Below are 20,419 nucleotides of genomic sequence, written 5' to 3' on the forward strand. Positions count from 1 at the left end.
GCTTGGGGCAGGGTGGGAGATGCAGTGTCCTTCGCGGTGGTCATTGAAACATCCATGGCAGGCGGAAAGGTATCGGCCCCATTCCGCCTGCAGGCGTTTTTCAGTCGCTGCGGCGCAAGGGCCCTGGCCACATGCTACGCAATACGCCATCGCGACGCACCAGTGCATGGAACAGCGCTGCGCCGAGGTGGGCCAGGATGGTGACGAACAGCAGGTAGCCCGCCCAGCCGTGCGCTTGGCGCAGCACGGCATACAACTGCAGGTCGTGAGGCATGATCGCCGGCAGTTGCAAGGGCCGTGGGTAGCCGCCGGCCGAGAGCATCGCCCAGCCGAGCAACGGCATGGCCAGCATCAGCCCGTACAGCGCCAGGTGCGAGGCGCCGGCAGCGAAACGCTGCAGCGGTGGCAGGTCGGCGGGCAGTGGCGGGTGCGGCAGGGTCAGGCGCAGGATGATGCGCAGCACCACCAGTGCCAGCAGCGCCAGGCCCGTGGCCTTGTGCAGCTCCACCAGCCAGGGGTGACGTGGCGACAGGTCGCCGACCATGCTCACGCCGATGAACAGCATCGCCAGGATCAGTATCGCCATGAGCCAGTGCACCAGGCGGGCCAGGGGGTGGAAGGCGGACGGTTTCATGGGCGTGCTCCTGCGCCGAGGCTTTCACGGCTGCGGCGGTTGAACGATTCCGAGTAGGCGGCCGAGCGCGCGGCGAGGATCGGATCGGCGGAGGCTTCGATGCCGCTGGGCAGAATCAGCGGGTCGAAGTTGAGGTCGCGGCAGGCGCCTTGTTCAGGTGCATCGACGTGGTCGATCACCAGGGTGCCGGCATCGATGCTGCGGCGCGAGTCGGGCCATTGGCTGGCCGGGTCGTCGATGGCGTCGCCGGGTTCGGCGAGGGTCAGGCGCAGTGTCCAGCGCAACGGCGCCTGGCTGAGGCGTTGTTGCAGGTCGTGTTGCAGGTACAGGTTGTCCTCGACCTGGGCGGGCAGAGGGGCAAAGGGTGTTTGCGCGACCATGCGCCAGCGCACGGCTTGCGCCTTGCCACTGGCATCGATCAGGCGAAAGGCGTTGATGCTGTTGTAGTCGGTGTTGGCGAAGCTGTCGCTGGGCTTGGCGCTGGCGGCCCATTGGCGAAAGGCTGCGCTTTCCGGGTGGGCGGCGAAGAACGCCTGCAGCTTGGCCGGGTCCGGTTTGCCGGTGGCCGGGCTCGGGCCGCTGGCCACGACCAGTTCATAGAAAGCTTGCGGGGTGCTTACCGCCAACACGGGTGGATTGTTCATGCCGGTACGCCATACCTGGCCGTCGTCGGTACTCAGCTGGACCGCCAGGCTGCGGGTCGGTACGCCGGCGTCGGGGCTGTAGGGGTTGGCACCGCCGATGGCGAAGCGGCCGATCACCGGCACCCGTGCCTGGCTGAATACCCGCGCGCTCGACAGCGCCTGCGCCTGGCCGCTGCTTTCGAAGTAGCCGCTGACGCACAGGCCCTTGGCGTGGTTCTTGCGGTAGCCGGGATGGTGGCCGGCCTGGGCTTCGAAGGTGTCGATGATGCGCTGTGGCGTCAGGGCAGGGGTGCCGATCCATCCGGCGGCATAGGCGAAGCCCGCACCCAGCGCCACGACCGTGGCGCCTATGGCGGCCAGGCGCAGGGCCTTGGCAGGGCCTTGCAGGGGTGTGTTCATGGTGACGTTCCGAGTCAGTGAATGAGCCGGTATGACGTGGGAGCGAAAAATTTATTCCCTCGACGGGAATAGATTTCGTCGCGCCCCGTCTGCCCATTACACTGACAGCCCATGGGGCCGGGGCCTGACCATGCATGACCTGGATGAACAACAATGGCGCGAACTGCTGCAAAGCCTGCGGCGCTTCGCCCTGTGGCTGACCCGCGAAAGCGGCAGTGCCGACGACCTGGTCCAGGCCACCGTCGAGCGTGCGCTCACCCGCAGCGGTCAACAGCGAGAGGAACAGAACCGGCGTGCCTGGCTGTTCACCATCCTCTATCGGCTGTTCCTCGACGGCAAGCGCCGCGATCGCCTGCACTCGCGCTGGCTGAACTGGTTCGGTCGCGGCGGGCAGGCCGAGGAGCCGCTGGGCCACGAGACCGAGAGCATCGTGCTGGCCCAGGCCGACCTGCAGGCCTTCGCCCGCCTGCCCAGCGAACAGCGCGCGCTGTTGCTGCTGGTCAGCGTCGAGGGCTTGAGCTACAAGGAAGTCGCCCAGGCCCTGGATATACCGATCGGCACCGTCATGTCGCGCTTGTCGCGCGCCCGTGCCGCGTTGCGTGAACTGACCGAGGGCAAGCCATCGTCCCCGGCCTTGCGGAGACTGAAATGACTCGCCTGATCCCCACCGAGCAAGAGCTGCACGCCTTTGTCGACGACCAACTGGAGCCTGTACGCCGGGCCGAGGTCGAGGCCTGGCTTGCGGCCAACCCGGAGCAGGCCGCGCGGATCGAGGCCTGGCGCAGCGATGCCCGGCGCCTGCGCGCGGCGCTTGCCGGTTTCAACGACATGCCCCACAACCCGCAACTGGAACTCGCCCACCTGCGGCGGCGGGTGCGTCAGCGTCGCCAGCAGCGCTTCGCGTCGGCCGCTGTCCTGCTGCTGGCGTTGGGGCTTGGCGGGCTAGGGGGCTGGCAGGCACGTGAATCGACGATGCTGGCAGGCGATTTGCCGATGGCCGACGCGGTGCAGGCACACAAGCTGTTCGCCGACGCCACGGCCCTCGATGTCCAGGCCGATGACCCTGCACAGTTGCAGTCGTGGCTGGGGCGGCATTTCAACCGGGTCGGCCAGGTGCCGGATCTCAGCGGATACGGCTTCCAGCCTGTGGGTGCACGCCTGCTGGCCAACGAGGACGGCCCGGCGGCATTGTTGGTGTTCCAGGACAAAAAAGGCGAACGCATCAGCCTGTTCATGCGCTCCCCAGGCGGGCGCTACGAGCAGATGCCCAGCGGGCAGCGCGTCGATGGGCAGCTCGAGGCGCGCTACTGGTCCCATGGTGACTACAACTTCGCCCTGGTCAGTGCGGCAGACGATGCTCGCGCGGAACAGGTCAGGAGGACCTTGGGCGTCAGTCTCTAGCGACGATTTCCAGGGGAGGCGAACTTTCATTTGAAAGCGCTATGCTTGGCCCATGTCCAGCACACCTGCCTTGCGCCAGCCTTGCCCTCCCGGCGCCTGTGATTGCGGGCGCGAGCAGTTGCACGCGCACCCACCCCAGGCCCAACGCATTCTTCTGCTCAACCGCCAGGAGGAGAAGCGCCTGCTCGAACGTCTGGAAAACCTCCAGAGCCTGGAAGACCTGCAGCGCCTGCAGTCACGTCTCTACGAGCAATTGGGCATTCGCGTGCATATCGCACCAGGCTACAACGAGGTGCGTACCATGCGCGGCTTCGTCATCGAGCTGGACGACCAGCCGGGGCTGTGCCGCAAGACCCGCCAGTCGATCCCTGCTGCCATTCGCAAAGGCCTGGAGCGCAATCCGGAAGTGGCCTTCCGGCTGCTCGATGCCCACGACCTGCTTGGTGGTGCCTGAGTCTCAGCGCATCGCCGCCAGCTTGATGCCAAACCCGACCAGACAAGCACCGGCCAGCCGCTCGAGCAGGTTGGATATCCGCGGATTGGCGCGCATGCGCTCGGCCAGGTGGTGGGTCAGCAGCACCGCGAACAGGCCGTAGAGAAGGGTCAGCCCGGCGACCGTCACCGCCATGAAGGCGAAAGTGATGAAGCCCTGATGCTGTACCGGATCGATGAACAGTGGGAAGAAGGCCATGTAGAACATGATCGCCTTGGGGTTGAGCAGCGTGATCATCATGGTCTGGCGCAGGTAGTGACCGCTGTCCATGCGGCTTTCACGCGGCCCAGTGCCGGGCTTGCTCAACACCATGCGCAGGCCGAGCCAGGCCAGGTAGGCGGCGCCAGCCCATTGCACGACGTGGAAGGCGGCCGGGTAGGCGGCGAGCAGGGTGGCGACGCCTGCAACGGCCAGCCACATCAGCACCTGGTCGCCGAGGATCACCCCGAGGGTCGCCGCCAGCCCGCCCTTGATCCCGCCTTTGCCGGTGGCGGTGATCAGGGCGAAGTTGCCGGGGCCGGGAATGGCCAGGAGGACGATGAAGGCGATGACGAAGGCGCCGTAGTCGGTTACGCCGAGCATGGGAAAGTTCTCCTGGGGGAATGCCAGGATATATGCCACGTTCCGCCCGCCTTGCATAGCGGCTCATCATGAATGCGCTGGAACCTGCAGAAGCGGATCTTGCCGGTCAAAACGTCGCCTTGACCTGCAGCCCGACGACCAGCGCGTTGTCGATCGCTTCGCCGGAGAAGGCGCCCGGCTCGATGATGTACTGCACATCCGGGCGCAGGTTCAGCCATGGCGTGGCCTGGTAGCCATAGCTGAGTTCGATCAGTTGCTCGGCGCTGTCCAGGCCGGGGAAGTCACGCCCGGCATCCAGCGCGGTGGTTTCCAGCAACTGACGGCTGCGCGGATTCGGCACCGCCCGCCCGTAGCCCAGCGCCAGGGTGTCGCGCGGTCGTCCTTCGAAGGGCTTGTACAGCACCACACCGGCGCCATACCAGCGAGTGAAGGGCGAGGCGGCCTTGCTCGACGCTGAATATTGGCCGAACGCATGCAGGCTGCGACCCGCAGAGGCTGGGTCGTTCCACAACGCCTGGTCGACCAGCAGGTAATGGCCACTGCGTCCGGCCACGTCCTGGTCGCTGCCGATGCGCTTCACGTTGGAGCTGTCGTAGTAGTAGCCCAGCTTGTACTCGCCCGGCCGTTCGCCCTGCACCTTGTAGACCAGCTCCACAGGCACCACGGTGCCGGTGCTGTGCTTGGGCCCCAGGTGCCAGGCGCGGCTGGAGTTGCCGTTGCTCTGCGGATCGACGTTGAAGGCCGCCACGCGCAGTTGCCAGGAGGGCGAGAGATCGTATTTGACCCGGGCGCCGAGGTGCGCGTTGGGGTAGTTGGTCCAGCCGCTGCCACCGGACATGTTCAGCGGGTGGCCGCAGAAGCCGGCATTCATGAAATTGCACAGGATGCCGCTGTCCAGGCCGCCGAGGTCGTTGCCCATGGCCATGTAGCCGAGCTTGAGGTTCAAGGCCGGGGTGAACAGGTTGCGCTCGTAGCTCAGTTCGGTGAGGCGGGTATACAGGCCGCCGTAGTTCTCCTGGATCGGCAGACGGTTGCCGACCAGGTCTTCAGAGGCGCTGTTGCCGCGGCGGTCGTTGACGGTGAGCTGGACCTTGCCGCCGTTGTCCAGGCCATACAGTTTCGACAGGTCGAATTGCACGCCCAACTTGAGGTTCTGCGAATAACGCGCCGAGCGGTGCAGGCCACCGTGGGCGTTGTAGGCGGTCTCGCCGCTGTAGTCGCCGGTGATGTGGATGCCGTCTTCTTCCAGTTGCTGGCGCAGGCCGCCCCAGTCACCGGTCAGGGTGTTGTCGGCGGCGAGCGAAGCGGTGCTGGTCAGGGCGAAGACAAGAGGGGTCAAGCGAAAAGCGGGGGACATTGCAGGGTCTCGGATGGTCTGTGAGGGCCCCTTCGCGTGCAGGCCGCAGCGACTTGCACGCGAAGGGAGCAACGCGGTCTATGGCAAGGCGTACGAAATCACATAGTCGCCACGGTCAGTCGACTGTCGCGCGCCACCGGCGGTGATCACCACGTACTGCTTGCCGGTCTTGGGCGATACGTAGGTCATCGGCCCGCCCTGGCTGCCGACCGGCAGGCGCGCCTTCCAGATCTCGTTGCCGTTGCTGCTGTCGTAGGCACGCAGGTAGAAATCCTGGGTACCGGCGATGAACACCAGGCCGCCTTGGGTGGACAGGGTGCCGCCCAGCGTCGGCAGGCCGATCTTGATCGGCAGGTGCATGCGGATACCCAGGGGGCCGGTGTCCTCGACGGTGCCGACCGGCACCTGCCAGGCGATCTGCCGGGTCTTCATGTCGATCGCGGTGAGGGTACCGAACGGCGGCGCCTGGCAGGGGATGCCGGCCACCGACAGGAAGCGGTTCTTGTTCACCGCGTAAGGCGTGCCCTTGAGCGGCACGGCACCCATGCCAGTGTTCAGCGCCTCGCCACCGGAGGCTGCCTGGCCACTGTTCTGCGAAGGGATCATCTGGATCCACAGGCCCAGGCGCATGTCGTTGACGAAAATGAAGCCGTGCACCGGATCAGTCGAAAGGCTGCCCCAGTTCATGCCGCCCAGCGAGCCGGGGAAGCTCAGCGACAGGTCAGTGCCGGGGGCGGTGTACAGGCCGTCGTAGCGCATCTTCTTGAAGTCGATGCGGCACAGCAGTTGATCGTACGGGGTGGCGCCCCACATGTCTGACTCGGTCAGGGTCTGCGCGCCGATCTGCGGCATGCCGACGGATTTGGGCTGGGTCGGCGAGTAGGGCTCGTTGGGGATGTTGCTCGGCTTGACCGGTACTTCATCGACCTGAGTCAGCGGTGTACCGGTGGCGCGGTCGAGCACGTAGATCTGCCCGGCCTTGGTGCCGATCACGACTGCCGGCACCGTGCTGCCGTCGTCCTTGGTGAAGTCGATCAGGCTTGGCTGCATCGGCAGGTCGAAGTCCCAGAGATCGTTGTGCACGGTCTGGTAGACCCACTTCTGGTTGCCGGTGGTGGCGTCCAGGGCCAGCACCGAGGCACCGTAGGTGTGGTCGAGCTTGCTGCGCTCCACGCCGTAGATGTCGGTGGAGGAGGAGCCCATCGGCAGGAACACCGTGTTCATCGCCGGATCGTACGACATCGGCGCCCAGCTGTTGGGGGTGCTGCGCACGTAGGTGCTACCGTCGGCGGGGGCGTTGCGGTCCTGCGGATTGCCCGGATCGAAGGCCCAGCGCATCTGCCCGGTCATTACATCGAAGCCGCGCAGTACGCCGCCGGGCATGTCGGTCTGGACGTTGTCGGCGACCCGCCCGCCAACCACCACAGTGGTGCCAGCCATCAGTGGCGCCGAGGAAAGCTGGTAATAGGAATCCGGGACGTCACCCAGGCCGGCCTTCAGATCAACCTGGCCGTTGTTGCCGAAGCCTTCGCAGAAGGCACCGGTGTCGGCATCCACCGCGATCAGGCGACCGTCGATGGTGTTGGTCAGCAGGCGGCGCTGGCAGTTGGCGCCCGCCGGCAGCGCGGCAACGGTGATCGGCGAACTGTGCGGTTGGGTCGGCTGGACGATTGGCGCGGTGGCATCGAAGTAGGCCAGGCCACGGCAGCGCTGCCAGACCTTGGATTGCGCGTTGATGGCGTTTTTCCAGAGCTCCTTGCCGGTGTCGGCATCCAGGGCGATCAGGTTGTTGTGCGGGGTGCAGATGAACACCTTGTCGCCGACCTGCAGCGGGGTGAGCTGGTCTTCGGCGCCATTGCCGTCGCTGATCGCGACATCACCGGTGTGGTAGGTCCAGGCCACCTTGAGCTTGTCGACGTTGGCGCGGTTGATCTGGTCCAGCGCGGCGAAGCGGCTGCCGCCTTCGGTGTTGCCGTAGTGCGCCCAGTCCTTCTGCTCTTTGCCCGGTTCCACGGCGGTCAAGCCAGGGCCGTTGCCGGTCGGTGCGACGCTGGGGTGAGCGACGAACATATTGCCTGCGGCGATGGCCAGTACCACTGCCAGTGCTGCAGCCAAAGCATAGGCGCGTCGGCCGCGACTGCCGCCGTTGGCACCCACCAACAGGGGATAGATCAGCGTGACCACCAGGCCTATGGCGCCGAACATGAACAGCCGCGAGAACAGCGGCCAGAACACCAGGCCTACATCGGCCAGTGCCCAGATAACGGTGCCGAGCAGGAACACGGCGTAGAGCCATGCGCCGGCAGGCTTGCGACGGGCGATGAGCAGGCCGGCGATGGCCATCGCCAGGCCGCCGATCAAGAAGTACCAGGAACCGCCCAGGCCGACCAGCTTGACGCCGCCTGCGGCCAGGAGCAGACCGAGCAGGGCGATGATCACGCCCAACCCGACCAGGAGGAATGTGGAGGCGCCAGAAGCGCGGGGTGTGTCGTTCATGCCAAGGATCTCGCAGGTGGAATGCGTGAAGTCTAAGCCCTTAGCAAGCTAATTAACAAGTTAGTACATTTTATTCGGTGACGGATTGTCGCAGGCGCTTACAAGCTTTTCTTCGGGAAAAACCAGTAATCCAGCGGCTAAATGTAGCTAACTTTGGGCGAACGACATTGCTTAAACATTCGACCAACGTCGCATGCGCAAGGTCGCATTACGTCGAAATCAGCGCTTGAGTTCGTGTTGCTTGCGGTAGGCACCCGGCTGCATGCCGATCGCTTTTGCGAATGCTCGGGTGAAGGCCGCCACGGATTGATAGCCCGCCTGGGCGCCAACCTGTTCCACGGTATTGCCTGCGCGCAGCAACTGGCAGGCATGGCGCATGCGCAAGGCCAGCAGCACCTGGCCCGGCGACTGCCCGGCGAGTTCGTTGAAACGCTTGAAGAACGCCGAACGCGAAAGCCCGGTGCAGGCCGCCATGCTCTCCAGCGACCAGCTCTGGCCCGGGTCTTCGATCAGGCGTTCGAGCAGGCCGGCAAAGGCCGGCTGGCGGGCGAGGGCGATCAGCCCGCCCAGCGATTGGCCGCCATTTGCCTGCTGGCGCAGCACATAGAGGAACAGCAGGTGGGTCAGGCGTTCGAGCAACGTCTGCGACGGTGTCGGCTGGCGGCGGCACTCTTCCAGGATCAGTTCGAACAGTGCTCGCGCGGCGCTGCCGGCCGGTTCGCTGGCCCGCAGCAGGATCCAGTCGGCCAGCCCTTCGACGATCAGCGACGACAGCCCCGACTGGAACTGGAAGAACCCGCACACCAGGCCCACGCCGTCCCCTGCGTCGAGGTCCAGCGCCTGCATGGTGCGCCGCGGCTGGGCGCAGGCATCGACGGGGTCGGCGTCGCTGGAGAGCCTGTAGGCCAGGTCGCGCAGCAGAAACACCGCATCACCGCTGTCCAGGCGGATCGGCTCCGGTTGCCCGTCGATGTGCAGCCAGCAGTGTCCCTGAACCACCAGGTGAAAGCTGGCCCGGCCCATGCCCTGGGTGCTGGCGTGCCAGCCGCCGCAGTAGCGCCCGACGTGAAAGAGGCTGGCGTCGAGCTCCAGGCCCTCTAATAACCAATCGACAAGGTGGCAGGACGAAATCATCTAATGCAAAGACTCAGGAGCAAGGAAAGGCGACTGATGAATATGGATGCTATTTCTTATAACCAACAGACTGTATGGACACACATCAAAGGAGACTACTCCATGTCCTCGCGCATTACTCTACACACTCTGCAGAGCGCCCCGGAAGCTGCACGTCCCTTCCTTGAAGCCGCCCAGAAGAATTCCGGCTTCATCCCCAACCTGCTGGGCATTCTCGCCAACGCCCCGGCGGCCCTGGAAACCTACGTCACGGTTTCGGCCCTCAACGGCAAGTCCGAATTGACCCTGGCCGAGCGCGAAGTGGTGCAACTGATCGCTGCTACCAAGCACGGTTGCGACTTCTGCGTTGCCGGCCACACCGCCGTGGCCCTGAACAAGGCCAAGCTGCCGCAGGAGGTGGTCGATGCCCTGCGTGCGCGTGGCGAGCTGCCTGATGCGCGCTACGAAACCCTGGCCGAGTTCGCCCGTGAAGTCATCGCCACCCGTGGCAATGTCAGCGATGCCACCTATCAGGCCTTCCGCGATGCAGGTTTCAGCGAAGGCAATGCTCTGGAAGTGATTCTGGGCGTGAGTCTCGCAACCCTGTGCAACTTTGCTAATGTGTTCGCCCAGACGCCGCTCAACGACGAGTTGAGCAAGTACCGCTGGCAGCCTTCGGCGTAATCCACGCCTGGTGCCGGCGCGCCGGCGTTTTCAAAGGAGTAGGGACATGCTTGATTCTGCATTTCGACAATGGCTGGATGCCAATGCCGAGGCAATCGACCAGGGCCAGTGCGACCCGCACCTGGTGCTGGCCCAAATCGCCGAGTCGCAGTTGCTGCGGGTTGGCGTCGATCCGGCACTTGGCGGCTCGGGCGGTGACGTCACCGACGCCGTGGAGGCCATCGCTGCCATCGCCAGCCGCTCGCTGGCCTCGGCCTTCGTCTGCTGGGGGCAGCGGGCCTTCATCGAATACCTGCTGCACAGCCCCAACCAGGCCTTGCGCGAGCGGCTGCTGCCAGACCTGCTGACCGGCGAACTGGCCGGCGCCACTGGCTTGTCCAATGCCATGAAGTTCCTCTCCGGTATCGAAGCCCTGCAAGTGCAGGCGCGTACCGAGGGCGAGGGCTGGACCCTTGAAGGCCGCCTGCACTGGGTGACCAACCTGCGCAAGAGTGGCTTCGTGGTGGCGGCGGCGATCGAGGCTGAAGCGGGCCAGGCACCTTTCGTGCTGGCGATCCCGTCCAGCAGTCAGGGCCTCGAGCGTTCCGACGACCTGCAACTGATGGGCCTGCAGTCGAGCAGCACCGCCGCGCTGGCGTTCCACCAGGTCGCTCTGGACCGGACCTGGCTGTTGCACGAGAACGCCCGCGAGTTCCTGCCTCGGGTCCGGCCGGCATTCCTGGCGCTGCAGTGCGGCATGTCCATCGGCCTGACCCGTCGCGCCCTGGATGAAGTGCGCGAACACCTGCAAGGGCGCGGTTCGTTCCTCGCCGAAGCGGAACAGGTGTTGCGCGAGCGCCTGGAGAATACCGTCGGCGAGCTCAAGCAGGGCCTGCTCGACGGGCGTTTCCTCAACCAGCCCGCGGCACTGTTCAAGCTGCGCATCACCCTGGCCGAAAGCGCCGCCGATGCGGTGCAGATGGAGCTTCAGGCCAGCGGCGGCAAGGCTTATCTCACCGCCTATGGCGAAGGCTTCGCCCGGCGTTGGCGCGAGTCGGCCTTCGTGCCGATCGTCACGCCGAGCCTGGTGCAACTGCGCGCCGAACTGCAACGCCAGGCGGCGAACGTATGACCGACGTGTTGCTCGAAGCCCGCGCCATCAGCCTGGGCTACCCCCGCGAGGGCGGCTGGCAGGCGGTGCTGGAACAGTTCGACCTCAAGCTGTCGCCGGGCGAAGTGGTGACCATCCTCGGCCCCAGCGGTGTCGGCAAGTCCAGCCTGCTCCGCGTGCTGGCCGGTCTGCAGCAGCCTGGTGGCGGTGCGGTGTCACTGCACGGCGAGCCCCTGCAGGGGCCGCACCCGCGTCTGGCCGTTGCCTTCCAGGATCCAAGCCTGCTGCCCTGGCTGAGCCTTGAAAAGAACGTGGCCTTTGGCCTGGATTTCGCCCGTCAGCCTGCGCTGGCGGCGGCCGAGCGTCGTGCGCGGATCGACCACGCCATCGAGGCAGTGGGCCTGAACCATGCGCGCAGCCAGTATCCGGCGCAGCTGTCGGGCGGCATGGCCCAGCGCACGGCGCTGGCCCGTTGCCTGGCGCGCCAGCCCGAAGTGCTGCTGCTGGACGAACCCTTCGGCGCACTCGATGAAGTGACCCGCGCCGACATGCAGCAACTGCTGCTGCAACTGATCGCCACCCACAACACCGCGGCGGTGCTGATCACCCACGATATCGACGAAGCCCTGCTGTTGTCCGATCGCGTGCTGCTACTGGGCAACCACCCGGCGCGCACCCTCGGGCAATGGCACATCGACCTGCCGCAGCCGCGCGCGCAGCGGGTCGAGGAGCTGGGCGCGCTGCGCATCGAGATCCTGAAAACCCTACGGCAGGCGAGCCGCCCCACCTCAACATCTTCTTCCCCCCTGTCGTCGGAGCCTGCCCATGTGCATGGATGATTGCTGCTCTTCCACGTCGCGTCGCGATTTCATCAAGCTCAGCGCCATGCTCACCGCCGCCGGCGCCTTGCCGATGCTGTCGAGCCTGCAGGCACGCGCTGCCGCCGAGCCGGACGCGCCGGTACGCATCGGCTACCTGCCGATCACCGACGCCACGCCCTTGCTGGTGGCGCACAACAATGGCCTGTTCGAGGCCGAAGGCATCAAGGCCGAGCGTCCGGTGCTGCTGCGCAGCTGGGCGCAGGTGATCGAAGCGTTCATCTCCGGGCAGGTCAACGTGATTCACCTGCTGTCACCGATGACGGTCTGGGCCCGCTATGGCAGCAAGGTGCCGGCCAAGGTCGTGGCCTGGAACCACGTCGGTGGCTCGGGCCTGACCGTTGCGCCGGACATCACCGACATGAAACAGCTCGGTGGCAAGACCGTCGCCATTCCGTTCTGGTACTCGATCCACAACGTGGTGTTGCAACAGATGCTCAGTGACAACGGCCTGACCCCTGTGTCCAAGCCTGCCAACGCGCAACTGGCGGCCAACGAGGTCAACCTGCTGGTACTGCCGCCTTCGGACATGCCGCCAGCGCTCGCCAGCAAGCGCATCGCCGGTTACATCGTCGCCGAACCCTTCAATGCCCTGGCCGAGAATCTCAAGGTCGGGCGCGTGCAGCGCTTCACCGGCGATGTCTGGCGCAACCATGCATGCTGTGTGGTGTTCATGCACGAGCATGACCTGAACAATCGTCCGGAGTGGTCGCAGAAGGTGGTCAACGCCATCGTCAAGGCGCAGCAATGGACCCGCGATCACCGCGCCGAGGCCGCGGCGTTGCTGTCCAAGGCCGGTCCCAACAAATACACCCCGCACGAGCCTGCGGTGTTGACCAAGGTCCTGGCGCCTTCGGCCGAAGACCGCGCCGGCTACATCGCCAGCGGTGCGATCCAGCATCAGCAGTGGGACGAAAAGCGCATCGACTTCCAGCCGTACCCGTTCCCCAGCTACACCGAGGAGCTGGTCAAGCGCTTGAAGAACACCCTGATCGAGGGCGAGAGCGGCTTCCTCGCCGGGCTGGATCCGGCGCAGACCGCGCGCGACCTGGTGGACGACCGCTTCGTGCGCAACGCGATCGCCGCCGTGGGTGGCCCGTCGGTGTTCGGCATCGCCGACAACTTCGAGCGTAGCGAGGAGTTCGCGGTCTGATGCGCAAGCATGTCGTACATGGCGCCCTGGGCCTTGCCGGGCTGGCGGTGCTGTTGCTGTTGTGGTGGGCGGGGGTGCAGGTGTTCGGCGAGGCCGACGGCCTGTCGGCGCGTTTCTCGCCCCAGGCGACGCTGGAGAGCCTGGTCGAGCTGCTGGGCCATGGCGAGGTATACGGGCACATCTGGGTGAGTCTCAAGCGTATTCTCATCGGCCTGCTGCTGGCCCTGCTGATCGGGGTGCCGCTGGGTTTGCTGGTGGGCAGCTACCGGCATCTGGAGGCGGCGACCACGCCGGCGTTCCAGTTCCTGCGGATGATCTCGCCGCTGTCGTGGATGCCGGTGGTGGTGATGCTGATGGGGGTGGGCGATCAGCCGATCTACTTCCTCCTGGCGTTCGCCGCGCTGTGGCCGATCCTGCTCAACACCGCCGCAGGCGTGCGTCAGCTCGACCCGCGCTGGTTGCAGTTGTCGCGCAGCTTGAGTGCCACGCGCTGGGAAACCCTGTGCAAGGTGATCATCCCAGGGGTGATCGGCCATGTGCTGACCGGCGTGCGCCTGGCGATCGGCATCCTGTGGATCGTGCTGGTGCCGTGCGAGATGCTCGGGGTCAGCGCGGGCCTTGGGTACTTCATCCTCGACACCCGTGACCGCCTGGCCTATTCCGAGCTCATGGCGATGGTGCTGCTGATCGGTGTGCTGGGCTTCATGCTCGATGCCCTGGCGCGCGGGCTGCATCGGCGCTGGGTGCATGCCTGAGGTGTTGCTGGCGCCCGCAGGTTGGGCGCCGCACATCGGGCAGCGCCCCTCCTGTGGCGGCGCTGACGGTCAGCGTGTGATGCGGGCCTGGCGTCGCCGCACTTCTTCTCGCACCGCCGGAATCACCCAGCGTCCATAGTCCACGGTGTCGTACAGCGGGTCGTAGCCACGGTTGAGGAAGGTGGTCACGCCCAGGTCGACATAGTCGAGCAGGGCCTGCGCCACCGTTTCCGGTGTGCCGACCAGCGCAGTGGTGTCGCCATAGGCACCGACCGCGGTCGCGGTCGGCATCCACAGAGCACGATCATGCCGGTCTGCGCGTGCTGCAGCAGCGAGCAGGCGCTCGGAGCCGGTGCCCTTGATGCGCTTGCTCCACGGGCTGTCGGCGGCGAACTGCGGGTTGGCCTTGATCTGCGCCAGGATCTGCTCCGCTCTCTGCCATGCCAGCTCCTCGGTGGCACCGAGGATCAGGCGTACCGACAGGCTTACCCGCGGCGCTGCCACCCCGGCGCTGCTGGCGGCCGCCTTGAGCTTGGCGATCTGCTCGGCCACGCCACTCAACGGCTCGCCCCACAGGGCGTAGAGGTCGGCGTGCTTGACCGCGATCTGGTAGGCGATGTCCGACGAGCCGCCGAACGAGATCGGGATGTGCGGCTGTTGCAGCGGCTTGACCGGCGAGAACGCGCCCTTGATGTTGAAGTAGCGCCCCTCGAAATCGAACGGCGCTTCGGCGGTCCAGGTGCGGCGGACGATTTCCAGGTATTCGTCGGTGCGCTGGTAGCGTTCGGTCTTGTCCAGCAGGGTGTCGCCTTCCTGGGGTTCGGCGGTGATCCCGGTAATCGCGTGCAGGCGGATACGCCCGCCGCCGGTGGTGTGGTCGAGGGTGGCGAAGGCGCGCGCCGCCACGGTCGGGGCGGTGAGGGCCGGGCGGTGGGCGATCATGAAGCCCAGGCGCTCGGTGTGCGCGGCGGCGTAGGCGGCGATCTGCAAGCTGTCGGCGCTGCCGGGGCCGCTGGCGATCAGCACCCGGTCGAACCCGGCGTGCTCGTGGGCGCGGGCATGATGACGAATGAACGGCAGGTCGAAGTCGGGCGTGCGTACGCCGCGAGTCTCGGACCACTGGCGGGGAAAGATCATACCGACGAATTCGATGGACATGGCAAAGCCTCCCGGGTGTGGGGTTGAGGGTCAGAACTGGTAATCGACCTGTGCCAGCAGGGTTCGGCCCGGCATGGGTTGCAGGAAGGTGTTGGTGGAGCCGGCCAGGCCGCTGACGAAATTCAGCTCGTCGGTAACGTTGAGCATGCGCAGCGTCACCCCCCACTGCGGCTGGCGGTAGTACACGGCCAGGTCGAGGTTGTATTCGTCGGGCACCTTCACCGTCTTGCTCAGGTTCAGGTACCAGCTGCTGGTCCACCAGCCGGACAGCTCCACGCCAAAGCCTGAGTCGAAGCGATAGTCCACATAGCCCCCGGCGTTGTACTCGGGGATCTGCACGGCATCGAACTTGCCCGAGGGGCGCTGGTTGAGGCTGTTGTTGTCGCCGAACACGGTGCCGTTGTCGGGAATGAATCCTGCAGAGGCGAAGCCGGCCTGGCTGGTGAACTCGTTGTAGGCGCTGATGCGGCTGAGATTGAGGCCGCCGCGCAGGTGTTCGTCCTGGTAGCGCAGCGTCGCTTCCAGGCCTTTGACGATCAGCCGGGCGATGTTGTTGTTGCTGTCCGGCGCCTGGTCGCGGGCCTGGCGATAGGCCGCCAGGGTCAGGAACAACTGGTCGGGCACGGCTTCGACCTTCAGCCCAAGCTCGTGCAATACGCTCAGGCTCTGGAACGCCAGGGGGTTGAGCTGGTTGGCGCCGGCGCCGCTGCCCCAGCCCAGGCCGTTGGTGAAGAAACCGGTGTTGACCGCCAGCGAGCGGTCGAAGGTGTAGTACAGGGTGCTGTTGTCGGTGGGCTTGACGTAGGGGCTGACCTGGACCGAGAACAGCCGGTAGTTGTTTGCATCCTTGCGCTGGCTGGCGCCATTGACCACGAAGGGGTTCTCGATGCGTGCGTCGATCCAGCTGCGGCTGGCGCCGATGTTCAGGCCTGCACGTTCGCCCAGGCGCAGGTTGTGCTGGCTGAACAGGGTCTTGGTGGTCCAGGTGCTGTCGGCGGTGTACGGAGCGATGGATTCGGCGTACAGGCCATGCCCGGCCGGATACATGGCTGGCAGGTTGAGCCAGCCGTAGAGGTTGGAGAACTGCGCCACACCGGGCTGGCCGATCCAGGCCGCGTTGCCCCCGGCGGGGTTGCGACCGGCGAGGCCGAGCAGGTCGCCGGGGTTTTTCAGGCGCGGGTCCTGGGTCAGGTCGTAGGCGTTGATGGTCGAGCCGAAACTGTTGTTGGCGGCGATCGACTCGTTCGATTCGCGGCGATAGATCAGGCCGCTGTTGCTGTCGTCGACCAGGGTCAGGCCGCCGAGCTGCCATTGCCCGCGGGCACGGAACTCGAAGCGGTTGTCGAAGATGTCGTCCTTGCCCTGGACCTGGAAGGCGCCTACCGCATCGGTGGTGTCGGTGGAGTGCTGGTAGAAGGTGCTGTTGGCCAGGGTAATCGACGGTGTCAGCTCTCCTTCGATGCGCAGTTGCGTGGTGAAGCGTCTTGAGCGGTTCTCATCCTGGGCGCGCTGGCCGGTCTGCGACGACAGCGAGGTCAGGCCGTTGCCTGCCAGCGACGGGTCGTAGACCCAGCCGCGCAGGCTGCCGGGGTTGGCCTGGGTGTTGGGCGAGGCGCCCTGGAAGCTGCCGTTGACCACCGAATACTGCCCTTGGGCATTGCGCTGGCGTTGCACCCAGCCCAGCACCTGGGCGTCGCTGGCACCGGAGGACAGCACCGGCGACCACAGCGTATTGCCGTTCTGGATGATCGGTGTGGCGCGGCCGGCGTAGTACTTGCCGTGGTCGACCAGGTCCTGGGAGGCGCGGTTCCAGCCGTGGGTGATGTTGTAGTCGTAGTAATCGTCGTAGGCGGCGTTCCAGTCCACACGCACATGGTCGTTGCGAAAGGCCAGGGCGCCGTAGAAGGCGTCGAAGTTGTTCTCGACGTTGTCGTAGAAGTCTTCCTGGCGCTGGCGGGTGATGCTGACCCGGTAGGCGAGGTTGTCGCTGATTGGGCCGGTGTTGTCGATGCTGAATTTGGTCGCATCGCGCGATTCGCCGTCGGGGATCCAGCTGCCGATTTCGCCGGAGAGCTTGGTGCGAAAACGTTCGAAGTCGGGCTTCTTGCTCAGGTAGTTGACGTAGCCGCCGCTGCCGCTGACCGAGCCGTAGGTGACCGACGAGGGGCCGGCCACGATGTCGGCGCCCTCATAGGCGTTGAAGTTGGCAGGGTGGCGTACGCCATAGGCGCGCTGGCCGTCCTGGAACACTTCGCTGTTCTGGCCGCGCATCTGCGGGGCGATACCGGCGTTCTGGCCGCCGCCGCGGGTGATGCCGGGGGCGTACTTGACCAGGTCGTCGGCACTGCGGATCGGGTCGCGAGCCAGTTGCTCGGCGTTGACCTGGGTGACCGAACGTGGGGTGTCGAGCACCTTGGCTTCGAGGCCGCCGTAGATCGATGAGGGTGGGCGAGTGGGCAGGGCGTCGTCGTCGGGTTGTTCGGCCTGGACGGTGACGGTTTGCAGGACCGTGTCGTCGGCCAGCAACGGGGTGCTGGCCAGGGCCAGCAGGGCGAATGCAGGGTGCAGGGCTGCGCGGGGCATGGAGTGGGCCTCGTTCGGGTAAGGTGGAATGGAGGTGGGGCGCAGCCGCGCCTGCGGTTGTTTTTGGGGTTATGTGGGGGTTGTGCCGGCCCTATCGCGGGACAAGTCGGCGCGCCAAACCGCCGCTCCCACAGGTACCCCGTGGTCTGGGAGATCGGTGGGGTATCGGTGGGAGCGGCGGTTCGGCGCCCCGACTTGTCCCGCGATAGGGCCGGCCCAGACAGCGCGTGATCATGACTTGAGCCACAAACTTTCGAACCGCCAGGTACTGAACAGCGAGCGCTCCGGCTGCGCCCCGCCGACGCGGTTGCTGACGCTGTCGAGCAGGTCGGCGTAACCCCAGATCAGCATCCCGCCGCGCTGGTACTGGATCTCTTGCGCGCGATGCACCAGCAATTTGCGCTTTTCCAGGTCCGGCTGGGCCATGGCGGCGAGAAACGCCTCGCTGAATTGCGCGTCGTGGAAGTGGGTCTTGTTGGCCACCGCGAACGGCGCATCGGTATGGATGGCGCTGGCCAGGAACGGCGCACCGATGCTGCCCCCGGTGCTCAAGGTCCAGTCGTCGCGCTGCGGCCCCTGGAACGTTGCCAGGTCAACCTGGCGCACCTTGAGGGTGACGCCGATGCGTTTGGCCTGCTCGGCCAGCACCAGCGCCGAGGCGAGCCCCGGCCCGGGTGTCGTCACCAGCTCCACCTCGAGCTGTTCGTGGCCTGCCTCGCGCAGCAACTGCGCGGCCCGCTGCGGGTCGTGCGGCCGCGGGCCGAGGGCGTTGTTGAAGGTTGGGTCGAAGGGGGCGTACAGGTCATTCGCCACGCGACCCTGACCGTTCAGCGCACGGCGTACCAGTTCCTCACGGTCAGCCAGCAGGCGGAAGGCCTCGCGTACCCGTGGGTCGTCGAACGGCGCCTTGGCGGTGTTCATGTCGAACGACAGCCAGTTGCCACTCACCGACTTGAGCAGGGTCAGCCGCGGGTCGGCCTGCAGCACCTGCAGGTGCTCGGTGGACATGACGTTGGCCATGTCGATCTGCCCGGCGCGCAGGGCCGCCAGGCGCCCGGTCTGATCCTTGAAGTCGATGATCTCCAACTCGTCCGCGTAAGGCTTGTTCGGCTTGAAGTAGTTGTCGAAACGGGTGAACAGCGAGCGTTGCCCAGGGGTAAAACTCTTGAGCTTGAACGGCCCGGCGCCGACTGGATTGCTGACCGGATGGTAGTCCACCGGCACGATGCCGCCGAAATTGACCCAGGTCTCGGGCAGCGGCAGGTAGCTACGGCCTTCGCGAAAACGCAGGCGCACGGTGCGCTCGTCGAGCTTCTCCAGATGGTCACGATCGACCCAGTGCAGCAGCGCTGCATAGGGCGAGGCCAGTTGCGGATCGGTGAGGCGGCGGATGGAGAAGATCAGGTCGTCGGCATCGATGGTCTTGCCATGGTGGAACTCCAGGCCCTGCTTCAGGCGCAGGGTCCAGCCGCTGGCATCGGCGTTGGGCTCGGCGAACTCGGCCAGGGCCAGGCGCGGCTGCATCTGCTCGTCCCATTCCCACAGTTTGCTGTACAGCGCAAAGCCTCGCACGATGCCGCTGCCGATGGGCTTGTGGGCGTCGAGGTTGCCGCTCTGGTTGCCGTCGATGATACCCAGGCGCAGGCGCCCGCCGTGGCGTGGCTGGTCGGCGACAGCGGTGGCCGGGGTGTCGCTGGGGCCGCAACCGACCAGCAGCCCGCCCGCCAGCACGCCGGTATGGCCGAGGAAGCTGCGCCGGCTCAGGGGGTAACCGTCCCTGGTCATGGGCTCAGGCTCCGTTGGCCGCGTGCAGTTGCACGGGCGTTTCAGGCAGGCGGGCGAGGGCGGCGCGCTCGCCACGGAAGTGCGGCAGGATGTGCTCGCCGATCCGATAGGCCTCTTCCAGGTGCGGGTAGCCGGCGAGGAAGAACAGGTCGACGCCGATGGCGTTGTACTCGCGGATCCGCGCCACCACGTTCTCGTAGCTGCCGACCAGGGCGCAGCCGGGTGGGATGCCGATGTAGCCGAAGCCGGTCCAGACATTCGGATGGATGAAGAAGTCGTCGATGCCGGGGGTATCGCCCTTGTCGGTAAAGCCTTGCTCGTAGCTGAGCTTGCGTGCCGTGCGCAGGCCAGCGTGGGCGGCCCTGGCCTTGACCGCGCCCTTGGCGATGCCTTCGTCGAAGAAGCGCTGCGCCTCGGCGCGGGCCAGGGTCTCGGTCTCGCGGGCGATCACATCGATCGACAGGCCGAAGCGGATGTCGTTGCGTCCGTACTTCAATGCGCGGGCGCGGATGTCGGCGATCAGCGCGGCGATTTCGTCCGGGTGCTCGGCGCGCATCAGGTAGAAGTCGGCATGCTTGGCGGCGAACTCACGCGCCGCGACCGACGAGCCAGCGGTGCAGATCAGCGGCAACTCGGCCTTCTTCAGCGGCCCGCGCAGGCCACCGCCGTCGGCGTGGTAGTACTTCCCGTCGTAGTGGAACTGCTCGTTGTGCCAGTAGCCCCTGACCACATCCATGAACTCGGTGGCGCGCGCATAACGGTCATCGTGGCTTTCGTAGTCGCCAACCTGGCGCTGGATCGCGTCCGAGCCGCCGTTGATGATGTTCCAGACCAGGCGGTTGCCGGTGGCCCGCTGGTAGGTCGCTGCCTGCTGCACCGCGACCCAGGGCGTGTAGTGATAGGGCTGGAAGGCCGTGACGAACTGCAGCGTCCGGGTCTCGCGGGCCAGCAGCGAGCACACCGTCCAGGGCTCCTCGCCGCTGGGGGCGTTGACCATCAGCGCGCCGCCGAAGCCGTTGATCTCGGCGGCGCGGGCCACCTGGCCGAGGTAGTCGATGTAGGTGAAGTGATCACCCACGGCGAACCCCGATACCGCGCCGGTGCTCGGCCCGCCCGGGTGCCAGTCGCCGCGGTTGCGGCTGTCGCCGGGAAGAAACTGGGTTTCGCCATGCAGTGGCAGGCGGGTAAAGAACTCGATGCTCATGCCGGGCCTC

Annotated in this window: 18 protein-coding genes; 8 read left to right on the forward strand and 10 right to left on the reverse strand. The window is 66.1% G+C overall.

All coding sequences use genetic code 11. From position 1 onward, the window contains the following. Nucleotides 1-100: 100 nt before the first annotated feature. Both IAE40_RS12480 and IAE40_RS12485 read right to left on the reverse strand, forming a co-directional pair. Nucleotides 101-634 carry a cytochrome b gene (locus IAE40_RS12480; RefSeq protein ID WP_125929736.1) on the reverse strand — a complete coding sequence of 178 codons (534 nt, stop codon included), beginning with the start codon at nt 632-634 and terminating at the stop codon, nt 101-103. Continuing rightward, nucleotides 631-1,677 (reverse strand): catalase family peroxidase, encoded by a 1,047-nt coding sequence (locus IAE40_RS12485; RefSeq protein ID WP_153773827.1) that lies wholly within the window; start codon nt 1,675-1,677, stop codon nt 631-633. The genes IAE40_RS12480 and IAE40_RS12485 overlap by 4 nt, the downstream gene beginning before the upstream one ends. Before the next feature lie 130 nt (nt 1,678-1,807). On the opposite strand from IAE40_RS12485, the gene IAE40_RS12490 reads away from it, so the two are divergent. From IAE40_RS12490 to IAE40_RS12500, 3 genes are read left to right on the forward strand one after another with little or no spacing between them, the layout of a single operon-like run. After that, nucleotides 1,808-2,329: a sigma-70 family RNA polymerase sigma factor gene (locus IAE40_RS12490; protein WP_200603257.1), complete on the forward strand. Its 522-nt coding sequence runs from the start codon at nt 1,808-1,810 to the stop codon at nt 2,327-2,329. Then, a complete protein-coding gene (locus IAE40_RS12495; RefSeq protein ID WP_197891054.1) occupies nt 2,326-3,078 on the forward strand; it encodes an anti-sigma factor family protein in 753 nt (250 codons plus the stop codon). The genes IAE40_RS12490 and IAE40_RS12495 overlap by 4 nt, the downstream gene beginning before the upstream one ends. Before the next feature lie 52 nt (nt 3,079-3,130). Next, nucleotides 3,131-3,532 (forward strand): hypothetical protein, encoded by a 402-nt coding sequence (locus IAE40_RS12500; protein WP_054890856.1) that lies wholly within the window; start codon nt 3,131-3,133, stop codon nt 3,530-3,532. 3 nt (nt 3,533-3,535) lie between these two features. Here IAE40_RS12500 and IAE40_RS12505 read toward each other — a convergent pair whose 3' ends face one another. The 4 genes from IAE40_RS12505 to IAE40_RS12520 form a co-directional block, all read right to left on the reverse strand. Beyond that, nucleotides 3,536-4,153, reverse strand: coding sequence for a LysE family transporter (locus IAE40_RS12505; protein WP_054890855.1), 618 nt, complete (start codon nt 4,151-4,153; stop codon nt 3,536-3,538). 106 nt (nt 4,154-4,259) lie between these two features. Next, nucleotides 4,260-5,510 carry a carbohydrate porin gene (locus IAE40_RS12510; RefSeq protein WP_197891058.1) on the reverse strand — a complete coding sequence of 417 codons (1,251 nt, stop codon included), beginning with the start codon at nt 5,508-5,510 and terminating at the stop codon, nt 4,260-4,262. A 78-nt stretch (nt 5,511-5,588) separates the two neighbouring features. Further along, the gene (locus IAE40_RS12515) at nt 5,589-8,006 is read right to left on the reverse strand and encodes a glucose/quinate/shikimate family membrane-bound PQQ-dependent dehydrogenase (protein ID WP_200603258.1); all 2,418 of its coding nucleotides are present in this window, start codon (nt 8,004-8,006) and stop codon (nt 5,589-5,591) included. 219 nt (nt 8,007-8,225) lie between these two features. Continuing rightward, nucleotides 8,226-9,140 carry an AraC family transcriptional regulator gene (locus IAE40_RS12520; protein ID WP_200603259.1) on the reverse strand — a complete coding sequence of 305 codons (915 nt, stop codon included), beginning with the start codon at nt 9,138-9,140 and terminating at the stop codon, nt 8,226-8,228. 102 nt (nt 9,141-9,242) lie between these two features. Here IAE40_RS12520 and IAE40_RS12525 point away from each other — a divergent pair, with 102 nt between their 5' ends. The 5 genes from IAE40_RS12525 to IAE40_RS12545 are packed head-to-tail and all read left to right on the forward strand — an operon-like array spanning nt 9,243 to nt 13,679. Beyond that, nucleotides 9,243-9,803, forward strand: a complete 561-nt coding sequence (locus IAE40_RS12525) for a carboxymuconolactone decarboxylase family protein (RefSeq protein ID WP_153773823.1) — start codon at nt 9,243-9,245, stop codon at nt 9,801-9,803. A gap of 46 nt (nt 9,804-9,849) precedes the next feature. Continuing rightward, nucleotides 9,850-10,914, forward strand: coding sequence for an acyl-CoA dehydrogenase family protein (locus IAE40_RS12530; protein ID WP_200603260.1), 1,065 nt, complete (start codon nt 9,850-9,852; stop codon nt 10,912-10,914). Further along, nucleotides 10,911-11,732 (forward strand): ABC transporter ATP-binding protein, encoded by an 822-nt coding sequence (locus IAE40_RS12535; RefSeq protein ID WP_054890849.1) that lies wholly within the window; start codon nt 10,911-10,913, stop codon nt 11,730-11,732. The genes IAE40_RS12530 and IAE40_RS12535 overlap by 4 nt, the downstream gene beginning before the upstream one ends. Continuing rightward, nucleotides 11,719-12,924 carry an ABC transporter substrate-binding protein gene (locus IAE40_RS12540; RefSeq protein ID WP_153773820.1) on the forward strand — a complete coding sequence of 402 codons (1,206 nt, stop codon included), beginning with the start codon at nt 11,719-11,721 and terminating at the stop codon, nt 12,922-12,924. The genes IAE40_RS12535 and IAE40_RS12540 overlap by 14 nt, the downstream gene beginning before the upstream one ends. Further along, nucleotides 12,924-13,679 (forward strand): ABC transporter permease, encoded by a 756-nt coding sequence (locus IAE40_RS12545; RefSeq protein ID WP_054890847.1) that lies wholly within the window; start codon nt 12,924-12,926, stop codon nt 13,677-13,679. Before IAE40_RS12540 ends, IAE40_RS12545 begins: the two co-directional genes overlap by 1 nt. A 69-nt stretch (nt 13,680-13,748) precedes the next feature. Here the strand turns inward: IAE40_RS12545 and IAE40_RS12550 are convergent, their stop codons facing one another. From IAE40_RS12550 to IAE40_RS12565, 4 genes are all read right to left on the reverse strand, one after another. Then, nucleotides 13,749-14,837: an LLM class flavin-dependent oxidoreductase gene (locus tag IAE40_RS12550; protein ID WP_153773818.1), complete on the reverse strand. Its 1,089-nt coding sequence runs from the start codon at nt 14,835-14,837 to the stop codon at nt 13,749-13,751. 30 nt (nt 14,838-14,867) lie between these two features. Then, nucleotides 14,868-17,420, reverse strand: coding sequence for a TonB-dependent receptor plug domain-containing protein (locus tag IAE40_RS12555; RefSeq protein ID WP_200603261.1), 2,553 nt, complete (start codon nt 17,418-17,420; stop codon nt 14,868-14,870). 231 nt (nt 17,421-17,651) lie between these two features. Beyond that, entirely contained in the window at nt 17,652-19,205 is a 1,554-nt protein-coding gene (locus IAE40_RS12560) for an ABC transporter substrate-binding protein (protein ID WP_197891066.1), read from the reverse strand. Nucleotides 19,206-19,209: 4 nt separating this feature from the next. After that, nucleotides 19,210-20,409, reverse strand: coding sequence for an LLM class flavin-dependent oxidoreductase (locus IAE40_RS12565; protein ID WP_200603262.1), 1,200 nt, complete (start codon nt 20,407-20,409; stop codon nt 19,210-19,212). Nucleotides 20,410-20,419: the final 10 nt, after the last annotated feature.

It is taken from the genome of Pseudomonas sp. S44, assembly GCF_016624805.1.
Classification (GTDB): Bacteria; Pseudomonadota; Gammaproteobacteria; order Pseudomonadales; family Pseudomonadaceae; genus Aquipseudomonas; species Aquipseudomonas machongensis.

Bases quoted from the DNA above. Each gene is read 5' to 3' on its own strand.
- IAE40_RS12540 (WP_153773820.1), top strand. From the start codon at position 11,719: ATGTGCATGGATGATTGCTGCTCTTCCACGTCGCGTCGCGATTTCATC.
- IAE40_RS12485 (WP_153773827.1), bottom strand. From the start codon at position 1,677: ATGAACACACCCCTGCAAGGCCCTGCCAAGGCCCTGCGCCTGGCCGCC.
- IAE40_RS12565 (WP_200603262.1), bottom strand. From the start codon at position 20,409: ATGAGCATCGAGTTCTTTACCCGCCTGCCACTGCATGGCGAAACCCAG.
- IAE40_RS12505 (WP_054890855.1), bottom strand. From the start codon at position 4,153: ATGCTCGGCGTAACCGACTACGGCGCCTTCGTCATCGCCTTCATCGTC.
- IAE40_RS12560 (WP_197891066.1), bottom strand. From the start codon at position 19,205: ATGACCAGGGACGGTTACCCCCTGAGCCGGCGCAGCTTCCTCGGCCAT.
- IAE40_RS12500 (WP_054890856.1), top strand. From the start codon at position 3,131: ATGTCCAGCACACCTGCCTTGCGCCAGCCTTGCCCTCCCGGCGCCTGT.
- IAE40_RS12525 (WP_153773823.1), top strand. From the start codon at position 9,243: ATGTCCTCGCGCATTACTCTACACACTCTGCAGAGCGCCCCGGAAGCT.
- IAE40_RS12555 (WP_200603261.1), bottom strand. From the start codon at position 17,420: ATGCCCCGCGCAGCCCTGCACCCTGCATTCGCCCTGCTGGCCCTGGCC.
- IAE40_RS12480 (WP_125929736.1), bottom strand. From the start codon at position 634: ATGAAACCGTCCGCCTTCCACCCCCTGGCCCGCCTGGTGCACTGGCTC.
- IAE40_RS12545 (WP_054890847.1), top strand. From the start codon at position 12,924: ATGCGCAAGCATGTCGTACATGGCGCCCTGGGCCTTGCCGGGCTGGCG.
- IAE40_RS12535 (WP_054890849.1), top strand. From the start codon at position 10,911: ATGACCGACGTGTTGCTCGAAGCCCGCGCCATCAGCCTGGGCTACCCC.
- IAE40_RS12490 (WP_200603257.1), top strand. From the start codon at position 1,808: ATGCATGACCTGGATGAACAACAATGGCGCGAACTGCTGCAAAGCCTG.
- IAE40_RS12550 (WP_153773818.1), bottom strand. From the start codon at position 14,837: ATGTCCATCGAATTCGTCGGTATGATCTTTCCCCGCCAGTGGTCCGAG.
- IAE40_RS12520 (WP_200603259.1), bottom strand. From the start codon at position 9,140: ATGATTTCGTCCTGCCACCTTGTCGATTGGTTATTAGAGGGCCTGGAG.
- IAE40_RS12495 (WP_197891054.1), top strand. From the start codon at position 2,326: ATGACTCGCCTGATCCCCACCGAGCAAGAGCTGCACGCCTTTGTCGAC.
- IAE40_RS12530 (WP_200603260.1), top strand. From the start codon at position 9,850: ATGCTTGATTCTGCATTTCGACAATGGCTGGATGCCAATGCCGAGGCA.
- IAE40_RS12510 (WP_197891058.1), bottom strand. From the start codon at position 5,510: ATGTCCCCCGCTTTTCGCTTGACCCCTCTTGTCTTCGCCCTGACCAGC.
- IAE40_RS12515 (WP_200603258.1), bottom strand. From the start codon at position 8,006: ATGAACGACACACCCCGCGCTTCTGGCGCCTCCACATTCCTCCTGGTC.